Consider the following 23,479-nt stretch of genomic DNA (forward strand, 5'->3'; position numbering starts at 1 on the left):
CGGATGGTATTTGAAGAACTCTATCAATCACACTGGGATAAAGTCTACCGCCTTTGCATGGGTTATGTGAATGACGAAGAATGGGCCAAAGACATTGCACAGGATACCTTTGTCACCGTGTGGCAGCAGCTGGCGGCATTCAGAAATGAATCCGCCATCGGCACCTGGATCTTCCGCATCGCCTGTAACAAATGCCTGCGGCAAATAGAAAAAAACAACCGCTTCAAAAAAAAGGACCTGCCACTGCAACTGGAAGACAAACCTGGCAGGCCCGTAGACGAAGAAGTAGCGTTTCTGTATAAATGTATCGCGCAACTGAATGAAACAGACCGGTTAATTATTTCCCTGGAACTGGAAGATGTTAAACAAGCGGAAATAGCAGGTATATTAGGTATTTCAGAAGCGAATGTGCGGGTAAGGATTCATCGCATCAAAGAAAAATTAACACAAAAATTCAAGTCTTATGAGCGCTGAAAATAACTTCAAAAATATCTGGCAGCGCCAAACAGCTGCCCCGGCGCCTGCTGCTACCGTCATCACGCAGAAAGCCCGGCAATATCAAAAGGCTATCCGCAACAAGTTACTCCTCGGTATCTTATTGCTGCTGGCTACCCTTCCGGTGATCATATTCATCGTATACGTGGCGCAACCGCAACGCCTCACCACCATCATCGGCATCGTATTGGCCTGTATAGCCATCGTATCCTACATCGCTGTGGCAGGCAACCTACTGCGACTGGTATACCGCCGGCAACCAGATGGCTTACCCGTAAAACAGCAACTGGAACAAATGGTACGCATCCGCTATCAGCAATCCTTTCTGCAGAAACAAGTACTAACGGCCTATTTCATTCTGCTGAGTACCGGTATATTTCTCTATATGATCGAATATGCCCTCCATTATAATCTCACCGGCCAGTTACTGGCTTACGGCATTACCAGCCTGTGGCTCGCCTTTAACTGGTTCTACATCCGGCCTAAAACGATTCATAAACAACAGGCAGGACTCAACGAAATTATTTCGCAGCTGGAACTGGTGCGGCATCAGCTGGAGGAATAAAGGCAAAAATATATTAGTGTGATAAAGCCGTACCCCGGGTGGGTACGGCTTTGTATTTTGGTATCACCGCTTCTGAGCAATCGTCCTCGGCTATGTTGGTATTCTTTCACTTACTTAATCAGTAATATGCTTTTTTACCGAAATCGTTTTGTCATATGCCCAAACTCTCTTTGCAGAATCATATATACATTCAATCAATCTTTCGTCATAAAACACTACTATGGGATACTTCCCTGTATACATCCTTCTATTGACCAGACTCACTTCCATACTAATTTTCATTCTACCTGGTGCTATATCAGTAACCAAAAGACTTAATAAAAACCTATTCACATCGTCTTCCAGGTTTGTAATAAGCTCCTGTTTATTTTTGAAGGTCTTAATAACTATTGGAGATGTACCTTGACATGGAGATGTATCTATAAAAGAAAAAGTGCCTGATGAAACATACAATAACGTATCCTTTACGGAGCGTTCCCTGGCATAAACCGCATTGACCACCTCACACAAGGGCAGTTTCTGTGCATAGATATTGGTAAAACCAAGGATAAAAAGCAAAAGCAACCCGTTTTTCATAGCATTATTATATGCATAGAGACCATTACATAAAGTGTGTCAGTAAAATTTTACAGCTTTAAATTGACATACTTTATGTAATAGTATCAATCTATCGTCACGATCTTTTTCATCTTGTTGCAGCGACAGCTACAGATTTTGACTATTTTAATTTACGTTTCAAAATAACATTATCAACTTTCAGTTTATTCTCACTCAACACAATTACCTTTTGCTCCCGTTGTGACATATAACCACTTTGCAGCATGGCAGACAAATCCTGATCACTGCATTTTATTAAAAGCGTATCCTTTGATATTTGGTGCCATTTTCCGTAACAAGCAGCGTTCACCTCGAAATACTTCTTTGTAAAAAGAAATGAGCTGTCACTATTTAATATCAAGCTATACTTATAGTCTTTTCCTTCCTTAAAATAGAATCTTTGTACATCTTGAGGTACAAAAAAAGTCTTGCACGAAGCAAAAAAAATCATTAATATAAAAAACTTTTCCTTTAGCAGCATCTCTTGTAACAATATCACTCAGATAATAATGAATCTCCTTTACAACTTCATTTTCATTTCAAATATGTACTAAAGACAAAATCATTAACCAATGCCTTTAGTCTATTATTAACAACAATCCTTGTCGCATAAATCCTTCTTCCCGAAACTGTTGGTCCATATAATCCAGATTCTTTATTAATCAATGTAGTATCCCAACTTTGCACGTTTTCAACAAGCGATTCATCAAATAGCTTCATCTGATCAAAATACGTAAATTTATGCTGTTGATACTTGTACTCAACTGCCACTTTACGATTCCAGATACGACCATAATATGTCTGGTCTTCAATATCAAATGATTCAAGCATGTAAAGAGTGTCATTCTTAAACTCTCTGTGAAGAAGAGGCGATTTACAATCTTTATGCAGCATTTTCCTTACTTCACTAAAGGTATACTTCTTCAAACTCCCTTTTCTATCTTTTGCATTATGACCAATAATACTAGAAAATCTAATAAATGGTTGCTGTGAATTGCCTTTTAAGGTAAAGAAAATCACAAGTAAAGGTATCAGTTTCATAAACTTATACCCATCTATCTTATCTCTTTCACGACTACATGGCACTTTAACGACCATTATATGCTTTACTTGTTCACAAACCTTGCTAAAGGTTTGCAACATCATGGTTACAGCAAAAGCAATTAAAATTGTAATATCCGTCATATTTAAATCCTTCTAGTGACCAATACAATTCGCCAACTCAACAAAAAGGTATTTATATAATTCCCTATTAATGGGCACTGGAGATGTTAAAGCAGACAAACAATATTCACCGTATCTTTTCCCATTAACATCTTTTAATACAAAATATGAAATATTACCACTTACTTCGGAAGCGCCAGGCATAGATGTAATATATTCTTGATCATAATTGTCAATATTAAATGCTTTGGACAAAACCTCATGCTGCAGAGGAGCTGTTCTAACCACCTCTGTCTTACTTATCATACCAAGGCTATCTATTTTAACAAACAGCTCCCTATAGCCTCTTTCTACAGGATACACCACATAATAAAATGTATTTAAAATAGAATAAAGTACCTTACTAGTAGGTAGCGTATCAAAGTTGTGCAATACCATGTCGGCTCTCTTTCTACTAATGGAATCTATGTTAGATTGAGCAAAACAGATGTTTATACCAATTGATAATATAGCTGATAAAAAAACATCAACCCTCATACTGTTATAATATAAAAATGTAATAGTCTCGACAACTCTATAGCTTTATTGCTTCCCAGTCAACAATAGATTTCCTCTTTTTCATGGATCTAATAGTAGATAAAATACAGAGCTCATTTGTTATTTTGGTTGCTTAATAAATTGGTACTTTATCATTTCGTCCGGATCGCCTTTCCATACAAATAAATCCCATGGTTCTTTGTCAGAAATACCTTGTCCTGATATATAAAATAGAATTCCTCCTTTTCCTTTTCTATCCATCAAGTTGTATGAAATTTTCACTCCAGTACTTTTACCTCCTGTGATACCACTATTAACATTATTTAATATTTTCCAGGTTCCTTTACTATTAATTTTTTCATTCTCATTCTTGGAAATACTTATTATAGCGTTATTTAAATTATTTAATATGCAAGTCCCATCTTGATTAAAAGTAATAGTCGCATTATCATTTGATTTCCAAACTCCAATAAAATCTTCTGTTTCAAATTTGGGTTCTTCACACCCTAATAGAAAAAAACCAAAAACTAGCATCAAATATTTTACTCTCATCATTATTGCATTAGTAATGTTTCTGTCCAATTAAATGATTGCGAAGTTTTCGACCCCCAACCTGTTTGAAATGCAGTATTTATCCGACTTCCAATTGTAGCTTGCCAACCTGGAAAATAACCTAAAACTGGCGGCCTTGAAGCTGATTGCATTGTCGAAGTATTATATACCGAAAAAGTAACTCCAATCGTGTTATTTTCATAATTAGGAGTAGCTGTCCATTTTAAATCGTAGGAACCAAGATATGTTACCGCCAAATTCCCTGTTAACCCTCCTGTTAAAAGAGTTGAGTAATCTTTTAAATAAAGTCCAACACCCTTAATTCCTCCCAATCTATAAGGACTACTACCTGATAACTCTCCTCCATTTCCTACATTTCCGATGATAGTTTTCCTTGTATTTTCAACATTCTCATGTTGTCGTAACATTTCTGTAAAAACATCACCATTTGTAAAACTCCTATTTCTTGGGCCATTACCTGACAACCATTCTGTACCTACCTGAAATGGTGTTACAATAGAATTAGGCCAAGTAAATGAAATATCGTTCTTACTGTACCCTAAATAAACGCTCGTTTTTCCGTCATTTCCATTTCGTTCACCAATCTTGGCATTATCTATTATAGAGCCAGGAGCTTTATAAGCATCAAACCCTGCGGCTCTGGCTTGTTCTTCACTTTTAATATTATCGTCCCAATGATAGGTAGTTGTTCCATCTGCATTATTACGACCAACCCAGTCATCTAATTGTCCATCTGGGTCAATACGATTAATAGGATTATTGCTCATTGCATTGTATGATGATAGGCTTATCCTTTGATCTGCCAACGGATCTATCTGTGAAAACCGTCCGATCTGCTGATCAAGGATTCTTGCATTGAAGTCATATAGTTCCAACCCAACACCCTCTCCAAACTCATTCCGCTGCAACTCCTTCCCATTATACTTCATCCGATTCTCCGGATAATTCGCTCCCTTCAACGCATTCGAACTTATCCCCGCCATCGTCAACCCAAACGGATAATAATGCGTTTCCTCCAGCACCGGCCCACTCACTACGCCTAACACCACATTATCAAAGAACACTTCCTGTGGCGTTTCGTTGCTGGTATATACATACAGGAAGCCACTTTTCCTGATGGGCATCTGATCTACCGCCAAGGTTTGCAGTTGATCCGGTTCCGCTTTCACCTGTTTTACGCCGCTGTTCTCCTCAACTAAGTTAAACTGGTCGTCGAACAAAACAAAATTAAGATAGGCTTTAGGCCGGTCAGGATTTTGGCGATTGGGTTCTTTGTCTTTTAAGCGTTGATAGTCTTTGTTGTAGAAGTTAGTATTGAAAGGGGTTTGATTACCGGCGGTAGCTGCATCGTGGGCGCCGGCTTCGGGGGCCGTGCCGCCGAATGCTTGTACCAGCGCTGCCAGCATGTTTTCTGCAGGCAGTTCCGAGGTGTTTTTGTCTTGCGGACCGGTAGATTTATAGAAGGCTTTAGCGCCAATCTGGATGGAATCGCCGGCCATAACGCGCAGCACGATGGAAGGGCCAATCTTTTTACCGCCATTTTTAGCGGCCAGTTTGGCAACGGATTCATTTTGTGCCGTGTCTTCTGCCGGGTAGCCTACGGGTTTAGGGGCACGGGTATCGTCGATGTTGCTGAACAACTGGCCTTCTTTGGCGGCTGCCGGTGTTTCCATGGTGGCGGCGTACATAGAAAAGTCGCGTTGCTCCGTGAGTACCAGACGGGTATTGCCCAGGTGATCTTTTACAAAGTAGTCGTATACGTAAGCAGGGGCCTGACCGGTTTTATAGGCCAGCCGTACCCGGCCTTCTTCGTGGCCAAAGAACAGTAGGGTGTCGTTCTGGTACACGAAGCCATTGATATAACTGGTGGTAGTGGTTTTTACTGCTGATCCGGTTCTGTCAGTCACCGTCTTTTTTATCTTGTTACCGGCGGCGTCGTATTGATAGGCGATGGTGCCTTTGTTATCCATGGTAATCAATACCGGCAGGTTGAGATGGTTGTAAGTGATAGATGAAATGGATTTGTTCAGATCTTTCACCAGGTTACCGTTTACATCATAGTCGTAATCATTACCGGTGTTTTTGCCGTTCTTGAAGTCGCCCAGGGCAGTGGATACGCCACTGGTGTCGTATACCGCTGCCAGCTTATTGCTGTTGGGCAGGTAGGTATAGGCCATTTGATCCAGCGGAACGATGTTAGTACCCTCCATCCCCTTCTGTGCCATTTTGGTGATGTTACCATTGGCATCATAGTTTATCCAGGGTACGGAGAAATCCACTTTATTTTGCTCCCATTGGGTGCTGCCACTATTCTGCTGACTGAAATAGGCCTGTGTTAAACGACTGGTAAGGTCATAGTTATAACCGTAGGCACGTTGCAGGGGATCATTCCAGCCTTTCCAGCGGATACCGCTGATATTACCATTGTAGTTTTTATTGCTGAAACCATTGTCGTAGTTCAGTTCCTGGCCGAAGTGAGAACCGTTGCTACCATTGTTCAGGTATTCTTTATTGATGCTGCGCAACCAACCCCGGATGTTATATTCATAGGATAACTGTTCCAGTGGCGGATTGTTTTTGTTGATGCCGAGTAGCTTTGTTTTGAGTTGTCCTAGTTCATCATAATCGTTGGTGGCGATGGTGCGTTCCAGGTCAGTGGTATCATTTACCCGTTTCTTGATGGTCTTTAACCGGCTGGCGTCATCATATGTCAGCTTGGTCAGTAAAGTGGTTTTAGCCGTGGCCGTACTGAATGGATTGCTATGCCGCTGATAGGTACTTAATACCTTACCATTGAAATCATACAGGTAGGTGATGGTTTCTTTACCACCTGCAGCATTATCGCTGATGGTTTGTAATACCCGGATTTTATCGTTGTAGTAGGTTGTGGTGGTAAGCCATTGGTTGGTATCCAGGATGCGCACCTTTGTGCCAGTCACCAGGCCTTTTGCCTGCGTTAAGGCTTTGCCATAGGGCACTGCAAAGGCACTGCCTTCCACCTGCGGTTTGCTGGTATCTCCTAATGCTGCCGCCAGTACACCTGCATAATTATAATGATCGTAAAAAGTATAGGTAAGCGGTACCAGCGCCGATGCCGGAATACCCGGCAATGGATTGGACACTGTAACAGTAGCCATTTCACCGGTTAAGGTGGAATCTATAAACACGTCCACATTGGCACCACTACCGGAATCAAAACCATCATCCAGCGTGACGCTGTTGGTGGCGACATAACTATTGCGATCATGTTTATCTACAAATAAGTCTTTGATACCTGGGAAAGTATAGGCAGTCGTACCATCCGTGAGGGCTGCATTCATGTTGGTTTGTAAGGTAGCGCGGTTAGTATTGCTGTTATACAGCGCTGTTTCTACGGGCCTGTTGATAGCATCGTAGAATGTCACCAGCCACTGATTGCCCGCACGTAATTTTCCATCCCGCACAAATACCAGGCGATCCCGCACATCGTATACCATCTCCGTAGAATCGGCGCCAGGTACTTTTTTGACGATCATCCGGTTCTTCCCATCGTATTGGTATTGGAAACACAGTTCAGCTGCTACCGACGCCACATTCCAGGTGCTGGTAATTTTTTCGGTGGCCAGCGGCGGGATTACGAAACGAACGTTGTTTAAGTCGTCGTACACATAGTAAGTACACAACCAGCCCATATGTGCCGTACCAGGCGTAGTGGCCAGTTGTACTTTTTTCAGCATCACCAGGTCGTCTTTGTCTTTGTACACCACTACCTGGTTGCCGTTTTCATCGGTCGTTATGTTTTTAAATAACGCGCCGGTGCTATAGATAGCATTGGTAACAGGGGTACTGCCCTGCATATTCCAGATCCGCACGGAATCTGTAGCCGTATTCACTTCGTATCCTTGTTTTACCGGATGATTACCACCGGTTTTCGCCCAGCTGTTACCCGGTGCATAGGTATTCAGTACACGGCTCAGCGGCGACGCTTCAAAATCTGTCTGACTATAATAAACGGCTTCATTTTTAGCACCCGGATTCAGTATCTGATCTGCATAAAAGGATTGCTGCGCGGTAAAAGGATCGGTTTTGAATTTACCATCACTGACGTTACCCGTTTTCGGCACATACGGCAGGTATTTATATTGTTCTCTACCCATGGCATCATACACCACCGGCGCCACCACGTCTTTGCCCGTATTACTCATGCCTTTGGCGACCGTTTGCAAAGGCCGGCCCAGTCCATCAAAGTATTGGGTAGATTGCCGCACCTCTCTTACCGGCCGGCTGGCATTCACCACTGCGGCGCTATCGGTAGTGGGCATCGCCGGTTCCCAGACACGGATATAGTTAATGGTCGTATTGCTATAAGCGCCAGGTACGGGTGCAGCCAAGGCAGATACGCCGTTTCCGGGAGTGGGTTTGTGCTGCGCATGCAACAAACTACTCAGAAGTAGGGATATTGCCGTCAGGCAACCGGTATAGGTATATTTTCCAAACATAAAACGGGGGTCAGGAATAAATGATTTTATCATGATCATCCGAATCCTATTTATCCTGATTCAGTATAACCATTACTGTTATATCAGCAGGTAGTGGGTTTCCAACATTACATACGCTACTGACGCTCCTGCAAAATAATTACATTCCGCGAAATATGACGATGGCACGCCGGATAATTTCCGGCGCACCATTGTTATTTTATTGTTTGATCAATAAAACCGCATCTGCCACTACAATACCAATGGCTTTGTTATTGGAGATCTCCACATAACTACCGGTACCAGCCGGCAATGTCACCACGCCCAGGTCCAGCCATTCACCGGTGGTTTGCCCCAGTACCACTACCGATGCCGGCGCAATGGTTTGTTTCCGCAAGGTGGTGCTATCAAAAATGTTCACCTCAACGGCTGGCGCCAGACCAGGTATTTTGGGGATATAGGTATAAACATGATAGCTGCCCGCCTGTTTAACAAGCGGTGTAAACCGCGCCGTTTTCAACGGACTGGTAGCTGTAGCTACCGTTGTAAAAGCAGAAGGACCATAACTCACAGGCGTATAACGATTCCAGACACCCACCAGTTTTACCCGGGCGGTATCATCATTATCTACCAGGATATCAGGCGTGCTGCCATCTGCCAGTGGATTATTCTGCAGCTCCCGCTGCAGGGCCGTCACATTCAGTTGCTGCACACTGCGGTTACTGTCGGCACACATCACGGCGGCCGTGGCGGCAGATTGTGCCAATACCATAAACACCGGCTCCATCCGGATAGAGCCATAGGCAATATGACTGGCAGATAAACAAACCGGTACCAGCAGATTTTTCACTTCGGTACTTTTAGGCACAATCGAGCGATAGGCAATCGGGTAAGGACCAAAGCCACCTATTTGCACATCCCCTTCATTTTTCACCATCCCTTTCACCACCAGGCGCTGACAATTATGCGAGTCCATCGTATACGCTGCCATACCAGCAGTATCGGTTATTTTCTGCCGTCCCTCGCAATTCGCCTGTGTCATCACATAATCGCTCACCATACGACGCGCCTCGCGGATGTAGAGTTGCGGCGTCCAGTTACCGTTATCGGTGTATTCATCTTTGGGATATCCCCATTGCAGCATCTCCTGGCGCAAATGCAGCGGCATCCGGCTATCGTTGCCAATAAAATAGAGCAGGCCTTTCGTATAGTCTTCATGCTCCTGTATCAGCTGCCGGCGGGTCTGATAGCTGGCTTCCGGATAGGCGTAGTTGGCGCCGATCATATCTGTAGAAAAAGGTCCTTTGTTGTTGATGTCTGTTTTGTTGTTAGGCATCAGGTCTATTTTCAGCAATGGCGCCAGACTGGTGGGCGCCAGCTTACGGACCACCCGCAGCAATAGTTCATAACGGGAAGAATCATAGCGGAGCGGCCGGGTCACCGATATACGGTTAGCGGAATCTTTGGTTAAACAAATCCTGAAATTATAGGCCTGTACTTTCTGATCGGCACTGCCCTTCGTAGCCAGGGTATCTGCACTGATGCCCCACAGCAGGCCGCTGGCCGGATCGCCTGGAACCCGGTAGGGATCAATGCTATCGGGAAACTGATGTATGTCGCGCAGCTGCACGCCATTGTAGGTTTCAGTATACTGACTGTTGGCTTCCCGCCCGATCGTATACGTTACACCGGCGCCGGCCATCAGGTCGCCTTCATAGGAACAATCAATAAACATCTTTGCCTTCACCTGAAAAGGTGATAAGCCAGCGGTATCTGTGGTGGGTTGCAGGCTGATATCCGTGATGTAACCATTTGTTTTGCTGACGCTCTGCAAGCGGTAGCGATACTGTACCGTTATGCCTGCCCGGTTTAAGTATTGCTGCAGGATTTGCGTGGCTACATGCGGCTCAAAAATCCATTGTTCCAGCCGGCCGTAGTGTTGCCCTACCCGGCGGTAAAAATCCCGCGACAAGCCGGTGATGGCATATTTATTACCGATATCGGTATAGCCCAGGCCACCGGCAGTAAGGCCGCCCAGGTGTCTGCCCGGCTCTATGAGCAACACGGTTTTGTGCAGCTGCTGCGCCGTATAGGCAGCAACAACGCCGGCGGCAGTAGCGCCATAAATACATACATCCACTTCGCGCACCGTTTGGGCCTGTACAGGTATCAGGTTGCCCGTGAGCCCGCTGATGAGCAGGAATAATTGTTTGAAAAAACTTTTCATATCAGGGATTAATTGGGTGGTTAACAATACCGGGAATTTAATCAAAATCAGTGCGAATGACAAACGGTGTTTTCCACACCCAAAAAGGGAGACAACAGCGTATATGCTTCGCTGTTATCTCCCTCCGGACACCCGTATTTCAGGGACTATATAAATCGAACCAGCAGCAATATCAGGCAGCACAACAAGATGACGAGCGCCACCCGGTTAACGATCCAGACGATATTACTGATATGTTTTTTATCTTTCTGCATCATACTGCCTGTAACCTCCGGCAGTGTTGAATTCGTAGGTTCCATACTTTTATTGTTTTAATGCATTATAAAAAAGAAAGTACGTTTTGATACTGCATACAAACGATGAGCAGCAGGATCAATCCGATGATGAGCTTGATGAGCATCCGCACGCGGGAGAAACGCCCGGCATGCCTGATCAGTACTTCATTTGTTTCCATCTGCATAAATATTTATTAATTATAGTTGACGGGTTTGATGAAATTATATTTATCCTTTACCGGTTTAATCTTTCCGTTGATGAGTTTTAACCGGATAACGATTTTATTTAAAGATGAATACCAGGACATACTTGTTTAATGATTTATTTTTTTTCTGAATCCTTCCGGTGTAGTACCGGTATTTTTTTTGAAGAAAGTAATAAAGTAGGAAGTACTCTCGAACCCCAGCTGGTCGGCAATTTCCGCCACTGACTGCACGGTATACTGCAATAGCCGCTGGGCTTCAATGGCTACCCGTTTCCGGATCAGCTCTCCGCTCGACACCATCCTGTAATGACGGCATAGCCGGTTCAGGTAATTGGTGGTCAGATGCAGTTGCTTCGCATAAAAAGACGGCGCTTTATATGTCAGATAATGGACCTCCAGCAATACTTCAAACTGTCTTACCTTCTCTGCTTTATTATCTTTTTTTCCCGGTATACCGGCAGTATTGAACTTACGGTCCAACTCACACAGCAGGATGTTGAGGTAGGAGCGCAACACCTTATCGGCGCCTTTTTGCTGGCCCTCAAATTCTTTTTGCATGAAAGTGGTGAGTACTTTCCACCGGGCCGCCTGTGGCGGGTCCGGACGGATGTAACAGCCCATCTCCTTTTGCAGAAACGAGAACTGGTACAGTACATTGTTGTTATACCGTAACGAAAAAAAATCTGCGGCAAAGCAGACGATACTGCCGGTTGCTTCCCTGTTAATATCCAGTCGGAATACATTGTCGGGTCGTACACATATGATCTTCGGCTGGTCCAGGCGCACCACTGCCTGATCAATCATGGCTGTTCCCTGTGCCTGTTCTATAAACAGGATGGAATAGAAAGATTGTTTGTGTGGTTGCTCCAGCCACGCATATTTTTCCAATATACGCTCCAGCCGCCCTGTCCAGAAAAGATCATAGGCAGCGCCAAACATGCTGACAGGGAAGACAGTGATGTCTCCTGTTTTGTTCCTCATGTAAGCGTTTAAGATGATTCACACACGAATACCAGCTATTTACGCTGTGAAGGCAGGAGGCTTAAAGATGCCGGGACTATACCGCAGCGGGTGATAAGGAGGGATATAAATAGCATAAACCGTGGGTGCTGCTACTGGTTCTCCAGCGGCAAAAACGGTTAACTGCGGGGAGAAGAAAGGAATACTTTCCCGTATTTTCAAATCAGTGGAAGACTCCTGTTTGTGCTGGTTTTCCGTAATCTTTATTTCCAGGTAACAGTCGCCGCCACAATCCGGCTCCAGTTGAAACCGGTCCAGACAAAGCGTCCGGGCAATGTATTGCCGGCTCAGATAAAACGACGCTACGATCCAACAATTACTGGTGGACTGTATAAAAACTATACATAATAACCATATGGATACGAGACGTTTCAATACTATCGTTACTGATTAAACGGTGTTGTTGCAACTGTTAACTGATGAACAAAGATAGGGGCTATTTGCAGATTATCTATCCTTGTCCGGTAAATAAGCGACTATTTTCTGATTCGTTTTGCTATTGCTTCCAGACCAGCTCATAATTTTCCGGCCGGAGCAAAAAAGAATCCTTGCAGGCAGTAGAACAAAATCCCAGTACTTTCTGCTGATAACGCGCCGTATCATAGATCCCCAGGCGCACCGGCATCCGGCAAACAGGATCTTTTTTATTAGCTACCAGGGCCGTGTCTATGGTAGCCCGCTCTGCTTCTTCGTGATGCATCGCATGGCCTTCGGCTTCTTTTTCAACGGTCTTCGGCTGGTTATTACAAGCGGCGGCCAATGCTATGCCGATCATCAAAATAGCTATTCTTTTCATACAGGTTATTGTTTAAAATAAATAAGTGACATGTACCATCGCCCGGTTGCCCGCTTTCACCCGCATATCTGCCAGTTGCTGCGATACGACCGGCTGAAAATTGCCGCCTATGGACATATTCTTCCAGGTCATTTCCACGCCGGTAGTCGCCAGCAGGGAATAACCGCCTGATACGTCCACGGAAAACCGTTTGTTTTCTGTATCCTTCTGTGCTGTTTCATATAACATACCCGCGTTTGGCGCAATGGTAACGTTATCGGTAATACGAAACTTGTAATAAGCCAGCACATTGGCGGTAAATTTATTACCATACTGATATTCGTACTGGTTGTTGGTATTCATTTTATAGCTCACGTTGGCATTGATGCCGAAATCCATCAACCGTACATCGTACATGGCATTCAGCGTAAAGTCGGTGCTGCCGGTACCCAGCTGGAAGCTGTTCGGGCTCTCCTCTCCCTCTTTCTTTTCCGTAGCTTCATAACGGCCCGTAGGCGCCTTGATGCCACCACCTATCCACAGCGATTGTACCAGCAGTTTGCTGCCCACGGTCTGTTGTTTATCCAGTAACTGGTAATAACCGACAACAGCGATATCTCCCAACCCGCTTTTGCTGCTGTTGATACCCTGGTTGCTGCGGGCATTGAAATTCACCGGTACAAATGCCAGTACCCGGAAACGTTTACCGATATTCCATCCGCCCCATAATTCAGCCGTCTGGTAGGTTTCGTCGGTGGTCATGTAAGAAGTCTTTCCACCAGGTCCCAGGTGAGTACGCAGGGTTTTGTACTGGTACCGTAAGCCCACAAACCTTTTCTTAAAATCGGGTAAAATGCCGATGTAATAGCTACCTACACCGCAGCCACAGATATCGCAGGCGCGGGTTTCATAGATACCGGTGATCACCAGCAATATTATCAGAAGTACTTTTTTCATCTTTCTTTTTTAATGATGTTGAAATGTTATTGTGCCTGTTCGGAAAACCGTTTGTCGGTAATGAATTTTTTATCGTTCAGGGTATTGAGAAATGCCAGTAATAATCGTTTATCCGTAGCCGTGAGGTCAATGCCCCGTTTACCATTCTTTTTCAGCAATGGATCCAGGGTAGGCATATCCTGTACTTCTGATGCATAATGGTCCAATACGCCATCCAGGGTATAAAAGCGGCCGTCATGCATGTAGGGCGCCGTGTATTGCAGATTTCTCAGGCTGGGCACCTTGAACTTGTATTTATCTGCCGGATTCAGGGTAATCGGATATCTGCCTTCATCATTGTTGGGGCCAATACCGATCCCATTATTCCGGAAAGAATAATCACTGAACATGGGTTCTGTATGGCACGCACTGCATTTTTGCTGATAAATCGCATAACCTGCTTTTTCATCGGCAGTAAACGTAGCGCCTTCCCCGCGCACCACCTGGTCGTATTTGGCATCGGCACTCACCAGCATCACCATAAACTGCGACATCGCTTTCATCATACGTGCCGTGGTGATTTCCTCCGTACCAAAAGCCTTCTTAAACAATGCCGGATATTGCGGGTGTGCCCGCAGTTTGTTTAATACATTATCCAGCTTTTCATCCATCTCTACCGGGTTGGTAATGGGGGCTATCGGCTGCAGGTCCAGGTCGAATACCCCACCATCCAGCATATAGGAAGGCTGCCACGCCAGGTTCATCATAGGTGGCGCATTCCGGCTGCCTAAGCGGTCGTCGATACCATGACTGACATCGTGCCCGTGATGGGTGAAAGCGGAGGTTTGTATATGGCAATCCCCGCAGGAAATGGTGTTGTTGCGTGATAGCCGGGGTTCATAAAACAGTTTACGTCCCAGTTCAAAACCTGCCTGTGTAATCTGGTTGGCATCCAGTTTATATACCGGCGCCGGAAAGTTGGCCGGCTGCCGGAAGCCTACAAATGCCGCTACCAGCTCGCCGCCCTTACTGCAGGCATATAAAGTGATGATCATTCCTACTATCGCTATCCAATGTCGTTTACCCATAACTGTTATATTTTAGGATTAGTTCTCTGTATGATCATGTGAAAACATGCTCGCGTAGTTGTTGGCCACATTGACACTGAAATCACTGAACATAACAGTAGGGTTGTTTTTGATGCTGACGTTGGTACCTCCGTTGAACATTTTCAGGATATCCACCATCAGGTGTACATTGGCCGCTCTTCCCTGCCGTACTTTCGGTATACCGCCGGCGTTGAGATCAATATGGATGGTTTTGATATTGTTGATGGTAGCAGCAGCATAGCCACCGAAGCCGCCGATGTGATAACGGAATTTCCGCTGACCGCTGGGATCTACCGGTGCAGCTGCTGCCGTACCTTCCATTTTAAAGAAAATGTAGCCGCTGTTCCAACCCCAGTACATGCCGTCATCCATGCCGCTGGAAGGATCCAGTACGCCGGTACGTTTGCTGATATCCATGGTGCTGCGCAGGCTATCTACCCCCAGTACAAAACTCAATCCGGTATACTCCCCTTCCGGTACCTGTACTTTCACAAACTGGGAAGCACCATCCGCTTCTGATACCAGGAAATAACTTTCTTCCTGTGGTACCGTATAGGTCTGACCGGCAGCATTGGTCACGCGGATATTGCTGACATAATATTTCAACAGGCCTACGCTGAATGTTTCACCAACCGCGTTGGTATAGGTACCTGTATTGAGCTGCAGATTTTTAGCGCCGGCGATATTGTCGAACTGTATGGACAAGGTGGCTTTCTGCCCGCTGTCTGCTGCTGGTTTCACGTCATCTTTTTTACAGGATGCCAGGGTACATGCAATACCTGTGGCCAGTAGTCCGATTTTTTTTATCAGTTGCATCATATTACTTTTTTGGTTTTACCAGGGAATGGGTGCACCCAATTCCCGGCGGGTAATAAATTGTTCGTCTGTTAGCGTATGCAGGAAAGCGAGGATGGCCGCTTTTTCCTGTTTATCCAGGTGTAACCCTCCCGATAGCTGCGCATCTGTGGTGATGCCGGGCTGTATACCGTCACTATAATGATCCAGTACGGCTGTCAGGTCCGGTAAACGGCCATCGTGCATATACGGGGCCGTATACACGAGATTACGCAGGGTGGGTGTCCGGTACTTCCCCAGATCCGCTGCTGCGTAGGTAACGCGGTAGCGGCCCTGGAACAGGCCTTCTTCGGCGGTATTGGTAAAATCCCGGTCTAACCCGTTGTTATGGTATTGCTGATCCGTAAATAAGGCGCCTGCGTGGCAACGGTTGCAGTGGCGGGCCACCAGCTGTAATCCCTGCTGTTCCTGTACGTTGAGTGTAGCTGTACCACGGAGATATTGATCATAGCGGCTGTTGCCGGAGATCAGGGTACGCTGGAACTGTGCCAGCGCCTTTACCACATCTGTCGCCCGGATATCGCGCTGAAACACCTTGTTGAACAGCGATACATAGGCAGGCACCGCCTTTAACTCCTGCACCAGCGTTTCCAGGTCCTGCCCCATTTCATCGGGATGCGTGAGCGGGCCAAATGCCTGGGATTCCAGGTTGGTGGCGCCGCCATCCCAGAAGAGGCCATTAACCGCCCAGGCCAGGTTCATCAACGTGGGTGCATGCCGGGATAACCGTTTGCCCGAAACACCTGCCCTGCTGAGGGCTTCGCCGTCTGAAAAGGCCAGCTCCGGCCGGTGGCAGGTAGCGCAGGAGAGCTGGTTGTTGCCCGATAAGCGGGTATCATAGAACAGCTGCCGTCCCAATGCAATACCATCAGGACTAAGTGGATTATCCGGTGTTGCCGGCAACGCCGGGAAACCGGCAGGCACCGACAGGATCGCCGCAGGAATAACTTCCTCCGCCTCCCGCCTGCAAGCCAGCCATAACGGCAGCAACAGCGCTATATAGCATACCTTTTTACGCATCCGGATTACTTCGTATTGACTGGCATCAGTTGAATAGCCTTGGTACCGTAGTTATCAGCCACCTGTTTCATTTCTGCCGGCTGTGCGGCGCCGATACGCGGTGTTTTCATCAGGTCTACGCCAGCGATGATTTTTGCGACATCTACCTGGAAGGTAATGCTACCTGATTGTTGCTCATTCACCACCAGTGGCGCCGGCAGGTCTGTTTGCAACGTTCTGTAATTGGTATTGAGACCTGTTTCTACGGATAATGCTACCGGCGCTGCACCAGACAGGATGCTGCCTTTCAGGGAAGAGAACAGGTAGCTGGTATGCCACATCCAGGAGATGTTGGTCATGCCGTTGAGCTGCGATAACTCACCCGCCTGCAGGCTCAGGTTATCATTATAGGTAGCATCCACGCCAATAGAAAAAATGACCCGGCGGTAGGTACCGGCTGGTACATCCCGTAGTTCCACCGTCTCGCGTTTACGGGCCGGATAGGTATACTTTCCGTCCTGAATGGAAATGGCCGCATTTTCTTCCAGCAGGAAATAGGCGGATGGTACTTTCCAGGTGGTACCCTGCTCATTTACCAGGGCGATGTTACTCACCCAGTAGCGCAACTGGCTAAAGCTGTATTTGGTATCGTTGATGGTAAATTCCTTGTTCAGGGCAAAGTCTTCATTGCCTACCCGGGCATCAAAGGTGAGCGTTGTTTGTCCTTTGGTATTACCGGTAGCTGGCGTTGTTGTATCATTTTTGCTGCAGGCCGCGCATAACAAAGCCATGGCGGATAGTGTCAAAATAAATTTCATAAATATTGTTTAGGATTCCAACCGGAATATATGGGCAATAGCAAGCCATCTCCCCTGCAAAGCAGGACAGGCAGGTACAGACACAGTGCATCTGTTTTGTATGACACCCTGTTAGGGTGCATACAAAAGAAAATAGCATACCTGATTACCCGATTACTACGGCGTAGCAATGCGGTAACGAAATGGTCAATACATCATGAAAAATAATGGCAGGAGATTAGCTGGCTATCGGCGGACGAAACAGCCCGGAAGGTTGATCTACAGGCATGCCCATGGCATCCGGAGATAAAGGATGGTGAAGGGTTGCGGCCAAAGGAGGAACCGGCAACAGGTCGTCTGCAGGCGGACAAAAAATTTCCACCTTATTATCCGCTTTCCGCTCAGGGTTTTCCTGGCTTCTGCGGTCCTCTTCTTTTAATTGTTTTTTCAGGTGACATTTACCATTACAATGCAGCTGTGGTTTATCGCGGTTGATACACAGATTTTTTGCAATGTAGCTCTGATTCAGGTAGTAGTCGAGCATCACAACATAACGGCCTGAGAGCTGGCAAACCCAGATCAGCATGAACATTACCGTTATCAGTTGTTTCCGCATTCTTTATCAGATTGTTAAAAGTGCTGCAAAGTTATTGATTAAAGGTTACTTCAACAACAACTATTACGAATAAGTTTACGAAAATCAAGATTCATACATAGGAAGAAAAAATAACAGGTATTCATCTCCCGATAGCGAAACATATCTGACAAAAACAGTATTTTCACTCCAGGCAGCATCGGGCTTCTACCCTTGCGAAGCCGCTTGTCCGGTGCCCTATCAGTGGCGTATGATCATTTATGGCGCCGGTACCGCAACGAAAGACATTTTTATCATTGGAACTATCCAGCTGCATCACTACTACACAAACACAAATCGTATAGTGGTCACCGTTATATATCATCAACATAAAAACGGGTATGTTGTAAAAGGTAACTGCAGCTACTTTCCCTGTTTTCACCTTACAAAAAAACAAACCAATGGCACTAAAAATATATGCACATGAGTTTGAAGAAATACTATACGAAAGCAAGTCTGCCGACTATCAGCTCACCACAGATGAAAATGTGCGGGAAGAAACCATTCGTTCTGCCAGTGCGTTGGGTAGTGGCAGCTATCAGCGTATATACCTGGATAACATAACCATCGGTTATGGCCAGGCCCATCTTGCAGACAACCTGTTGTTGCATTATGAAGCAGACCATGCCACCGTAGAAATGCACTTTAACCTGTCTGGCAGCAGTCTGACAACTGACCGGCACCTGCAGCACCCGCTGGCATTCCAACATCATCAACATAATATTGTATACGGCCCTTCCTTCAAAGGCCGGGTGGAATGGGGACAACAACAGCCGCTGGAACTGTTTGAAGTAAATATGGCGCCGGCATTTTTCCACCGGCATATCGCTAATGGTCCCGGCCTCCTCCATGCTTTCGGAAAAAAGATCGATCAGGCTATTCCTGCGCTGTTATGTAATCATAATCTGGTGATTACGCCCCAGATGCTGATGGTGATCAAATCCATCATTCACTGTCCCCGTACCGGTATTTTTAAACAGCTGCTGATAGAAGGGAAAGTATTGGAATTACTCCTGTTGCAACTGGAGCAGTTTACCAGCCACGACTGCCGTGCTTTCTGCTCCCTGAAAAAAACAGACATCGATAAAATATATCAGGCCCGGGACATCATCGCGTCGCGCCCCCATGCCCCCTGTTCGCTGCTGGATCTGGCGCAGCTGATCGGCACCAATGAGTTTACGCTGAAAAAAGGATTTAAGGAAATATTTGGTACCACCGTATTCGGGTATCTGCAGGAGATAAAAATGGAACAGGCACACAGAATGATCCTGGAGGGGAAAAATATCAATGAGGTAGCGGATTTCACAGGATACAAACATCATTCCCACTTCACTGCCGCCTTTAAACGAAAATTCGGATTAGCGCCCGGCAAACTGAAACAAAACAGATAATGCCTGTAAACAGCTACGCATTTCCCTGCAGCGATGATCAGCTGCCGGAAAATGCGTAGTACAATATTTATATCGCCTTATTTCTCAGCGGCTATACTTTTCTTCGGGTAGTTGAAAAGTACAGAAGTGACAATAGGTACGACGAAGATGGCTACTGTTAAAATAGACGTGAGTACATCTGCCTGAGAACTTTCCAGGAAATGGGTCAGCGGAGATTCCGGGAAGAAGTGTTCATAAATAGACAGGCTCAGTTTCAGCCCCAGGATACCGATCACCACAAAGGCAGCCGTTTCCAGGAAAGTATAGCGGGTCATCAGTTTCACAAAAGCCTGCGCCACAAAACGCATGGCGAGGATACCAATAAATACGCCCAAACAAACCAGCAGAATATTATCTGTAAATGCCACAGCCGCGAAAATATTATCGATCGAAAATGCCATATCCATTAGCTCCACCAACGCCACGGTAGCCCAGAAAGGTCCGATAGCACCAACGGTAGCCTTATATAGCCAGTTCTTGCCTTTGTCGATAGACTCCTCTTCTTTTTCTTCCTGGCCGGCCGCACGTTTTTCTTTCCACCAGCTGAACACCAGGTACAACAGGTACAAACCACCAACGGGTTTAAGCCACCAGATCTTAATCAGGAAGGAAGCGAACAGCATAGCCAGACCCCGGAATAAATAAGCGCCGAAGATACCCCATTTCAAAGCGCGGTCACGTTGCTTTTCCGGCAGATCCATTACCATAGTAGCTAATACCGCTGCATTATCTACCGATAAAAGACTTTCAATGATCACCAGATTTCCTACGACAATTGCCGATGGTATAGGGTTGTCGATAATTTGTTGAATTAACTCATTCATTTTTCTTGGCTGTTTTTATATATAGGTTTGTTTCTACTTGTTGGCCATTGTAATAATCACGACCCTTCCTCCTTCTTCGCGTGACAGTAATAATTTTTTTCCATCCGTCAGTTCTACCATGGTACCGATAGGTATTTCCTTGTCTTCCGTCAGGTCTTTCAGGGAAGTCAGCTTTTGATTCACCAGTACCCATTTGTTTTGATGGAAGGTGAAATAGCCGACCGGTATTTTTTGTGCTGCCGTAATTTTTTCATTACGGATGGTATTTCTGTTGACATGCCACTGGAACAGGTATTGGTTGTTATACACCATAAGCCGGTGATTTTCCGGCTTCCATACGGTTGGCTTAAACTCGTAATAGAGGTCCAGCACGGGCAATGTGCCTTTATGCGGCGTACCACAGAAAGGACATTTAGGCGTGTTGGTATTGTCGAACACATACCATTTCTGTTCGCAGGCGGCATTGCTGCAAGGCTGCATCAGGTCTGTGGTTTTCAGCAATGCCTGCTCCCACATTTCTGCCGGTGGCCGCTGGGCGGGCTGATGTAAACCGGTGATAAAAGCCTGCTGAAACAGTTCTTTCAGGTAAGGCCCTGTTATCGTATACGGTATTTTGGTAACGTCTGCCCACGGCAATTCCTTCGGATTTACCTGATTCAGTTTCGGCCTGTTGGAGGCATCCTGCGGATGTTCTACAAACAGCGCTCTTTCGCCCATAGACAGCAGGTCATCTTTCTCTGTGTCCAGGTCGTGTACCTTGCCGCCTTTCAGCGGATGGCGGTACAACAGGTACATGTAAATCATCACCGCCAGGGCATGCAGGTCGGTTAAGCGGCTGGGCAGCTTCCTGCTGGCATCTTTGATATCCAGGTGTTTGGTGGCCAGTACTTCCGGCGCAATGAAATCGGCCGTACCGATTACATCAGGCGGAAATAAGCCCGGTACTACCAGGCCATCGATATCGATAATGGTAGCCGACCGGCTCACCGGGTCTACCAATACGTTTTTGTACGACAGGTCAGAATGCGCCAGTCCGGCCGCATGCAGGCGTTTTACGCCCCGGGCAATGTTCACGCATACCTGAAAATAACTGAGCCAGTTACCCAGCTCCGTTTCATCGAGGCGCAGGGCAAACTGTTTATTCCGGAATTTAGGAGAAGCAAACCACTTCCCTTCTTTCTCTTTTCCTCTGATCAGATCATTGGCCGCATAACCTTTCTTAAAAAAGAAATTCTGGTTGTAGCAAGGTACAATCAGGCCTACTTTCTTATCTGCTTCCACCATGTCGGTTGGCCAGCAATACAAATCCTTGTAATAGTTGCCGCCTTCCCGGTTAAAAAAGCTGTTATAATAATCTGTAACGATTTTTCTTAACCTTTCTCTCGAATTAAAGTCCTGTACATCGCGGTAGAAAGCCACCACATAGGATTTATCCGGGCTGAAATATACATCTTTCATCCCTCCCCGCATAGGTTCTCCATTATCCACGTATTGGTAGGATTTCCCTGCGTTGATGACAGAATTTACCGTTTTTGTATTCATAAAGCGATCATTACCTCATTAATATTCCTTTTCCAGCGCCATCCGGTGTTTAGCTCACAATCATGAGTGTGCGGTCGTCGTGGTTACCCGGACTCCAGAAATCCATCCAGGCCGATAACTGCGCCGCCACTTCCGGTTTGCCGCTGTTCAGCTCCACGGTCACCTGGTCGTCGTTTTTACCACCCAGGTCTGCCAGCAGTTCCTGCCAGGCAGTTATCTTTTCCAGGTTGGCTTCCACCACGAACTTCGGATCATAAATACCATCTGTCATTAACATCAGGTAAGCAAAATCAGGTACCAGCCTGAAACCGAAGCGGGTAGCGAATTTATCACTTTTAAAGATTTCCGGCATGGTAATAAAACGGGTACCACCGCCAAATTCGCCTACATCCAGCCAGTTCATCAGGGTAATTTCCGTAAGATCCTTGTTTAGCAGGCCTATCGGGCAGTCTCCTACGCCAAAAGTGAGGATGGCATAACCAAAGGGATATTTTTTCAGCAGCGCAAAGATAAGCGTTGCATGAAAATCCTTCACGGGTACTTCCAGTTTTGTGGCAAAATCTTCCAGTTTTTTATGGACAGACAAGGCTGCCTTCCCCAGGTTCTCATAAACAAAGTGGGCCAGCTTCTTCTGCGTATCTGCGCCCGCACCCGCTGCATGCTCGCCTACCAGGGTATCAAAATTCTCCCTGACTGCTGCCGTAAAATTTTGTTCAAAGTACTCCACAATGCCGGTACAGGCAATACGGGCGCCTTCGCGCGATAACCGGGCGCTGCCCGCACCATCCGATACGGCCAGTACGCTCCAGCCGCTGTCGTCGAAGTGCTTAAAGGCAAAATCGTCGTCGCGGAAGGAGCCCACATTGGCATGCGAACGCCCTCTTTTGGAAGCGACTACAATCTGTTTTTCGCCCAATACGCCGGCTACGGCCACATTATCTTCTTTCCAGAAAGGGGCATTTTTATCGCTGTCGATATTTTTCCAAAGTGATTTCGGATTCGGATTAATGACCAGCGGGATTATTTTTTCGTGCAACGCCGCATCCGGCGCTTCACCGGCCAGCCGGAACTGCAATGTCACCTTTATATCTCCGCTTTTCACCGGCGTACCCTGGATGCTCTCTTTTTCATTATCATAGGTGAGGCCGTATGCTTCCAGCCCCGCTATATCTGAAAAAATAAAATCTTTCCAGTTCAGCTTTATAAAATCCAGCTTTGCTTCATACACCTTACCTACCGTTGCGTTAGGAATGGAGACGGATTGTTGCTGAATATCTGCCAATCTGTTTTTAAACTGCCATGTATCCATGAGTAGCTGTTGATTTTCCAATATTTGTTTTGCGGCCTGCATGATCGCTTCCTCCTTTACAAACGCCTCAAACAGTTGCTGCCTGTTGCTCGCCAGAGGAATATTCCGCACCGCAAAAAGTTTCTCAATATATGTTCTCTCTGTACTCATCTT

At 45.9% G+C, this 23,479-nt stretch carries 24 protein-coding genes; 3 read left to right on the plus strand and 21 right to left on the minus strand.

Annotated elements, in window-relative coordinates:
* Positions 1-3 precede the first annotated feature (3 nt).
* Both OL444_RS22785 and OL444_RS22790 read left to right on the plus strand, forming a co-directional pair.
* Positions 4-474, plus strand: a complete 471-nt coding sequence (locus OL444_RS22785) for an RNA polymerase sigma factor (RefSeq protein ID WP_264729537.1) — start codon at positions 4-6, stop codon at positions 472-474.
* A complete protein-coding gene (locus tag OL444_RS22790; RefSeq protein ID WP_264729536.1) occupies positions 464-1,060 on the plus strand; it encodes a hypothetical protein in 597 nt (198 codons plus the stop codon). Before OL444_RS22785 ends, OL444_RS22790 begins: the two co-directional genes overlap by 11 nt.
* Before the next feature lie 114 nt (positions 1,061-1,174).
* Here the strand turns inward: OL444_RS22790 and OL444_RS22795 are convergent, their stop codons facing one another.
* The 18 genes from OL444_RS22795 to OL444_RS22880 form a co-directional block, all read right to left on the minus strand.
* The gene (locus OL444_RS22795) at positions 1,175-1,636 is read right to left on the minus strand and encodes a hypothetical protein (RefSeq protein ID WP_264729535.1); all 462 of its coding nucleotides are present in this window, start codon (positions 1,634-1,636) and stop codon (positions 1,175-1,177) included.
* 555 nt (positions 1,637-2,191) lie between these two features.
* A complete protein-coding gene (locus tag OL444_RS22800) occupies positions 2,192-2,842 on the minus strand; it encodes a hypothetical protein (RefSeq protein WP_264729534.1) in 651 nt (216 codons plus the stop codon).
* Between the two features lie 12 nt (positions 2,843-2,854).
* Positions 2,855-3,358, minus strand: a complete 504-nt coding sequence (locus OL444_RS22805; RefSeq protein ID WP_264729533.1) for a hypothetical protein — start codon at positions 3,356-3,358, stop codon at positions 2,855-2,857.
* Between the two features lie 120 nt (positions 3,359-3,478).
* Complete coding sequence (locus OL444_RS22810) at positions 3,479-3,913, minus strand: hypothetical protein (protein WP_264729532.1); 435 nt, start codon at positions 3,911-3,913, stop codon at positions 3,479-3,481.
* Positions 3,913-8,442, minus strand: a complete 4,530-nt coding sequence (locus OL444_RS22815) for a DUF6443 domain-containing protein (protein ID WP_264729531.1) — start codon at positions 8,440-8,442, stop codon at positions 3,913-3,915. Before OL444_RS22815 ends, OL444_RS22810 begins: the two co-directional genes overlap by 1 nt.
* 166 nt (positions 8,443-8,608) lie before the next feature.
* Positions 8,609-10,615: an FAD-dependent oxidoreductase gene (locus OL444_RS22820; protein ID WP_264729530.1), complete on the minus strand. Its 2,007-nt coding sequence runs from the start codon at positions 10,613-10,615 to the stop codon at positions 8,609-8,611.
* 146 nt (positions 10,616-10,761) lie between these two features.
* Positions 10,762-10,914 carry a hypothetical protein gene (locus OL444_RS22825; RefSeq protein ID WP_264729529.1) on the minus strand — a complete coding sequence of 51 codons (153 nt, stop codon included), beginning with the start codon at positions 10,912-10,914 and terminating at the stop codon, positions 10,762-10,764.
* 20 nt (positions 10,915-10,934) lie between these two features.
* Positions 10,935-11,069, minus strand: a complete 135-nt coding sequence (locus OL444_RS22830) for a hypothetical protein (RefSeq protein ID WP_264752037.1) — start codon at positions 11,067-11,069, stop codon at positions 10,935-10,937.
* 135 nt (positions 11,070-11,204) lie between these two features.
* Positions 11,205-12,077, minus strand: a complete 873-nt coding sequence (locus tag OL444_RS22835) for a helix-turn-helix domain-containing protein (protein ID WP_264729527.1) — start codon at positions 12,075-12,077, stop codon at positions 11,205-11,207.
* A 39-nt stretch (positions 12,078-12,116) separates the two neighbouring features.
* Positions 12,117-12,491: a hypothetical protein gene (locus OL444_RS22840; RefSeq protein ID WP_264729526.1), complete on the minus strand. Its 375-nt coding sequence runs from the start codon at positions 12,489-12,491 to the stop codon at positions 12,117-12,119.
* Between the two features lie 121 nt (positions 12,492-12,612).
* Positions 12,613-12,912 (minus strand): YHS domain-containing protein, encoded by a 300-nt coding sequence (locus OL444_RS22845; protein WP_264729525.1) that lies wholly within the window; start codon positions 12,910-12,912, stop codon positions 12,613-12,615.
* A gap of 12 nt (positions 12,913-12,924) precedes the next feature.
* Positions 12,925-13,848 carry a transporter gene (locus tag OL444_RS22850; protein ID WP_264729524.1) on the minus strand — a complete coding sequence of 308 codons (924 nt, stop codon included), beginning with the start codon at positions 13,846-13,848 and terminating at the stop codon, positions 12,925-12,927.
* A 26-nt stretch (positions 13,849-13,874) separates the two neighbouring features.
* Positions 13,875-14,915: a cytochrome-c peroxidase gene (locus OL444_RS22855; protein ID WP_264729523.1), complete on the minus strand. Its 1,041-nt coding sequence runs from the start codon at positions 14,913-14,915 to the stop codon at positions 13,875-13,877.
* Between the two features lie 18 nt (positions 14,916-14,933).
* On the minus strand, positions 14,934-15,755 hold the full coding sequence (locus OL444_RS22860; protein ID WP_264729522.1) for an MbnP family protein: 822 nt from the start codon (positions 15,753-15,755) through the stop codon (positions 14,934-14,936).
* A gap of 15 nt (positions 15,756-15,770) precedes the next feature.
* On the minus strand, positions 15,771-16,811 hold the full coding sequence (locus OL444_RS22865) for a cytochrome-c peroxidase (RefSeq protein WP_264729521.1): 1,041 nt from the start codon (positions 16,809-16,811) through the stop codon (positions 15,771-15,773).
* Positions 16,812-16,816: 5 nt separating this feature from the next.
* Positions 16,817-17,608: an MbnP family protein gene (locus OL444_RS22870; RefSeq protein WP_264729520.1), complete on the minus strand. Its 792-nt coding sequence runs from the start codon at positions 17,606-17,608 to the stop codon at positions 16,817-16,819.
* A gap of 217 nt (positions 17,609-17,825) precedes the next feature.
* Positions 17,826-18,203 carry a hypothetical protein gene (locus tag OL444_RS22875; protein ID WP_264729519.1) on the minus strand — a complete coding sequence of 126 codons (378 nt, stop codon included), beginning with the start codon at positions 18,201-18,203 and terminating at the stop codon, positions 17,826-17,828.
* A 163-nt stretch (positions 18,204-18,366) separates the two neighbouring features.
* A complete protein-coding gene (locus tag OL444_RS22880; RefSeq protein WP_264729518.1) occupies positions 18,367-18,552 on the minus strand; it encodes a hypothetical protein in 186 nt (61 codons plus the stop codon).
* Positions 18,553-18,622: 70 nt separating this feature from the next.
* On the opposite strand from OL444_RS22880, the gene OL444_RS22885 reads away from it, so the two are divergent.
* On the plus strand, positions 18,623-19,612 hold the full coding sequence (locus OL444_RS22885; protein WP_264729517.1) for a helix-turn-helix transcriptional regulator: 990 nt from the start codon (positions 18,623-18,625) through the stop codon (positions 19,610-19,612).
* A 77-nt stretch (positions 19,613-19,689) separates the two neighbouring features.
* Here OL444_RS22885 and OL444_RS22890 read toward each other — a convergent pair whose 3' ends face one another.
* From OL444_RS22890 to OL444_RS22900, 3 genes are read right to left on the minus strand one after another with little or no spacing between them, the layout of a single operon-like run.
* Positions 19,690-20,475: a TerC family protein gene (locus OL444_RS22890; protein WP_264729516.1), complete on the minus strand. Its 786-nt coding sequence runs from the start codon at positions 20,473-20,475 to the stop codon at positions 19,690-19,692.
* A 33-nt stretch (positions 20,476-20,508) separates the two neighbouring features.
* A complete protein-coding gene (locus OL444_RS22895; RefSeq protein ID WP_264729515.1) occupies positions 20,509-22,017 on the minus strand; it encodes a helix-hairpin-helix domain-containing protein in 1,509 nt (502 codons plus the stop codon).
* A 49-nt stretch (positions 22,018-22,066) separates the two neighbouring features.
* Complete coding sequence (locus OL444_RS22900) at positions 22,067-23,476, minus strand: PP2C family serine/threonine-protein phosphatase (RefSeq protein WP_264729514.1); 1,410 nt, start codon at positions 23,474-23,476, stop codon at positions 22,067-22,069.
* Between the last annotated feature and the right edge of the window lie 3 nt (positions 23,477-23,479).

Source organism: Chitinophaga nivalis (genome assembly GCF_025989125.1).
Classification (GTDB): domain Bacteria; phylum Bacteroidota; class Bacteroidia; order Chitinophagales; family Chitinophagaceae; genus Chitinophaga; species Chitinophaga nivalis.

Coding starts and splice junctions, on each gene's coding strand:
- OL444_RS22870 (WP_264729520.1), bottom strand. CDS start 17,608: ATGAAATTTATTTTGACACTATCCGCCATGGCTTTGTTATGCGCGGCC.
- OL444_RS22900 (WP_264729514.1), bottom strand. CDS start 23,476: ATGAGTACAGAGAGAACATATATTGAGAAACTTTTTGCGGTGCGGAAT.
- OL444_RS22855 (WP_264729523.1), bottom strand. CDS start 14,915: ATGGGTAAACGACATTGGATAGCGATAGTAGGAATGATCATCACTTTA.
- OL444_RS22825 (WP_264729529.1), bottom strand. CDS start 10,914: ATGGAACCTACGAATTCAACACTGCCGGAGGTTACAGGCAGTATGATG.
- OL444_RS22875 (WP_264729519.1), bottom strand. CDS start 18,203: ATGCGGAAACAACTGATAACGGTAATGTTCATGCTGATCTGGGTTTGC.
- OL444_RS22820 (WP_264729530.1), bottom strand. CDS start 10,615: ATGAAAAGTTTTTTCAAACAATTATTCCTGCTCATCAGCGGGCTCACG.
- OL444_RS22865 (WP_264729521.1), bottom strand. CDS start 16,811: ATGCGTAAAAAGGTATGCTATATAGCGCTGTTGCTGCCGTTATGGCTG.
- OL444_RS22790 (WP_264729536.1), top strand. CDS start 464: ATGAGCGCTGAAAATAACTTCAAAAATATCTGGCAGCGCCAAACAGCT.
- OL444_RS22810 (WP_264729532.1), bottom strand. CDS start 3,913: ATGATGAGAGTAAAATATTTGATGCTAGTTTTTGGTTTTTTTCTATTA.
- OL444_RS22830 (WP_264752037.1), bottom strand. CDS start 11,069: ATGGAAACAAATGAAGTACTGATCAGGCATGCCGGGCGTTTCTCCCGC.
- OL444_RS22850 (WP_264729524.1), bottom strand. CDS start 13,848: ATGAAAAAAGTACTTCTGATAATATTGCTGGTGATCACCGGTATCTAT.
- OL444_RS22895 (WP_264729515.1), bottom strand. CDS start 22,017: ATGAATACAAAAACGGTAAATTCTGTCATCAACGCAGGGAAATCCTAC.
- OL444_RS22835 (WP_264729527.1), bottom strand. CDS start 12,077: ATGAGGAACAAAACAGGAGACATCACTGTCTTCCCTGTCAGCATGTTT.
- OL444_RS22815 (WP_264729531.1), bottom strand. CDS start 8,442: ATGATAAAATCATTTATTCCTGACCCCCGTTTTATGTTTGGAAAATAT.
- OL444_RS22890 (WP_264729516.1), bottom strand. CDS start 20,475: ATGAATGAGTTAATTCAACAAATTATCGACAACCCTATACCATCGGCA.
- OL444_RS22880 (WP_264729518.1), bottom strand. CDS start 18,552: ATGTTGATGATATATAACGGTGACCACTATACGATTTGTGTTTGTGTA.
- OL444_RS22860 (WP_264729522.1), bottom strand. CDS start 15,755: ATGATGCAACTGATAAAAAAAATCGGACTACTGGCCACAGGTATTGCA.
- OL444_RS22845 (WP_264729525.1), bottom strand. CDS start 12,912: ATGAAAAGAATAGCTATTTTGATGATCGGCATAGCATTGGCCGCCGCT.
- OL444_RS22785 (WP_264729537.1), top strand. CDS start 4: ATGGTATTTGAAGAACTCTATCAATCACACTGGGATAAAGTCTACCGC.
- OL444_RS22800 (WP_264729534.1), bottom strand. CDS start 2,842: ATGACGGATATTACAATTTTAATTGCTTTTGCTGTAACCATGATGTTG.
- OL444_RS22805 (WP_264729533.1), bottom strand. CDS start 3,358: ATGAGGGTTGATGTTTTTTTATCAGCTATATTATCAATTGGTATAAAC.
- OL444_RS22885 (WP_264729517.1), top strand. CDS start 18,623: ATGGCACTAAAAATATATGCACATGAGTTTGAAGAAATACTATACGAA.
- OL444_RS22795 (WP_264729535.1), bottom strand. CDS start 1,636: ATGAAAAACGGGTTGCTTTTGCTTTTTATCCTTGGTTTTACCAATATC.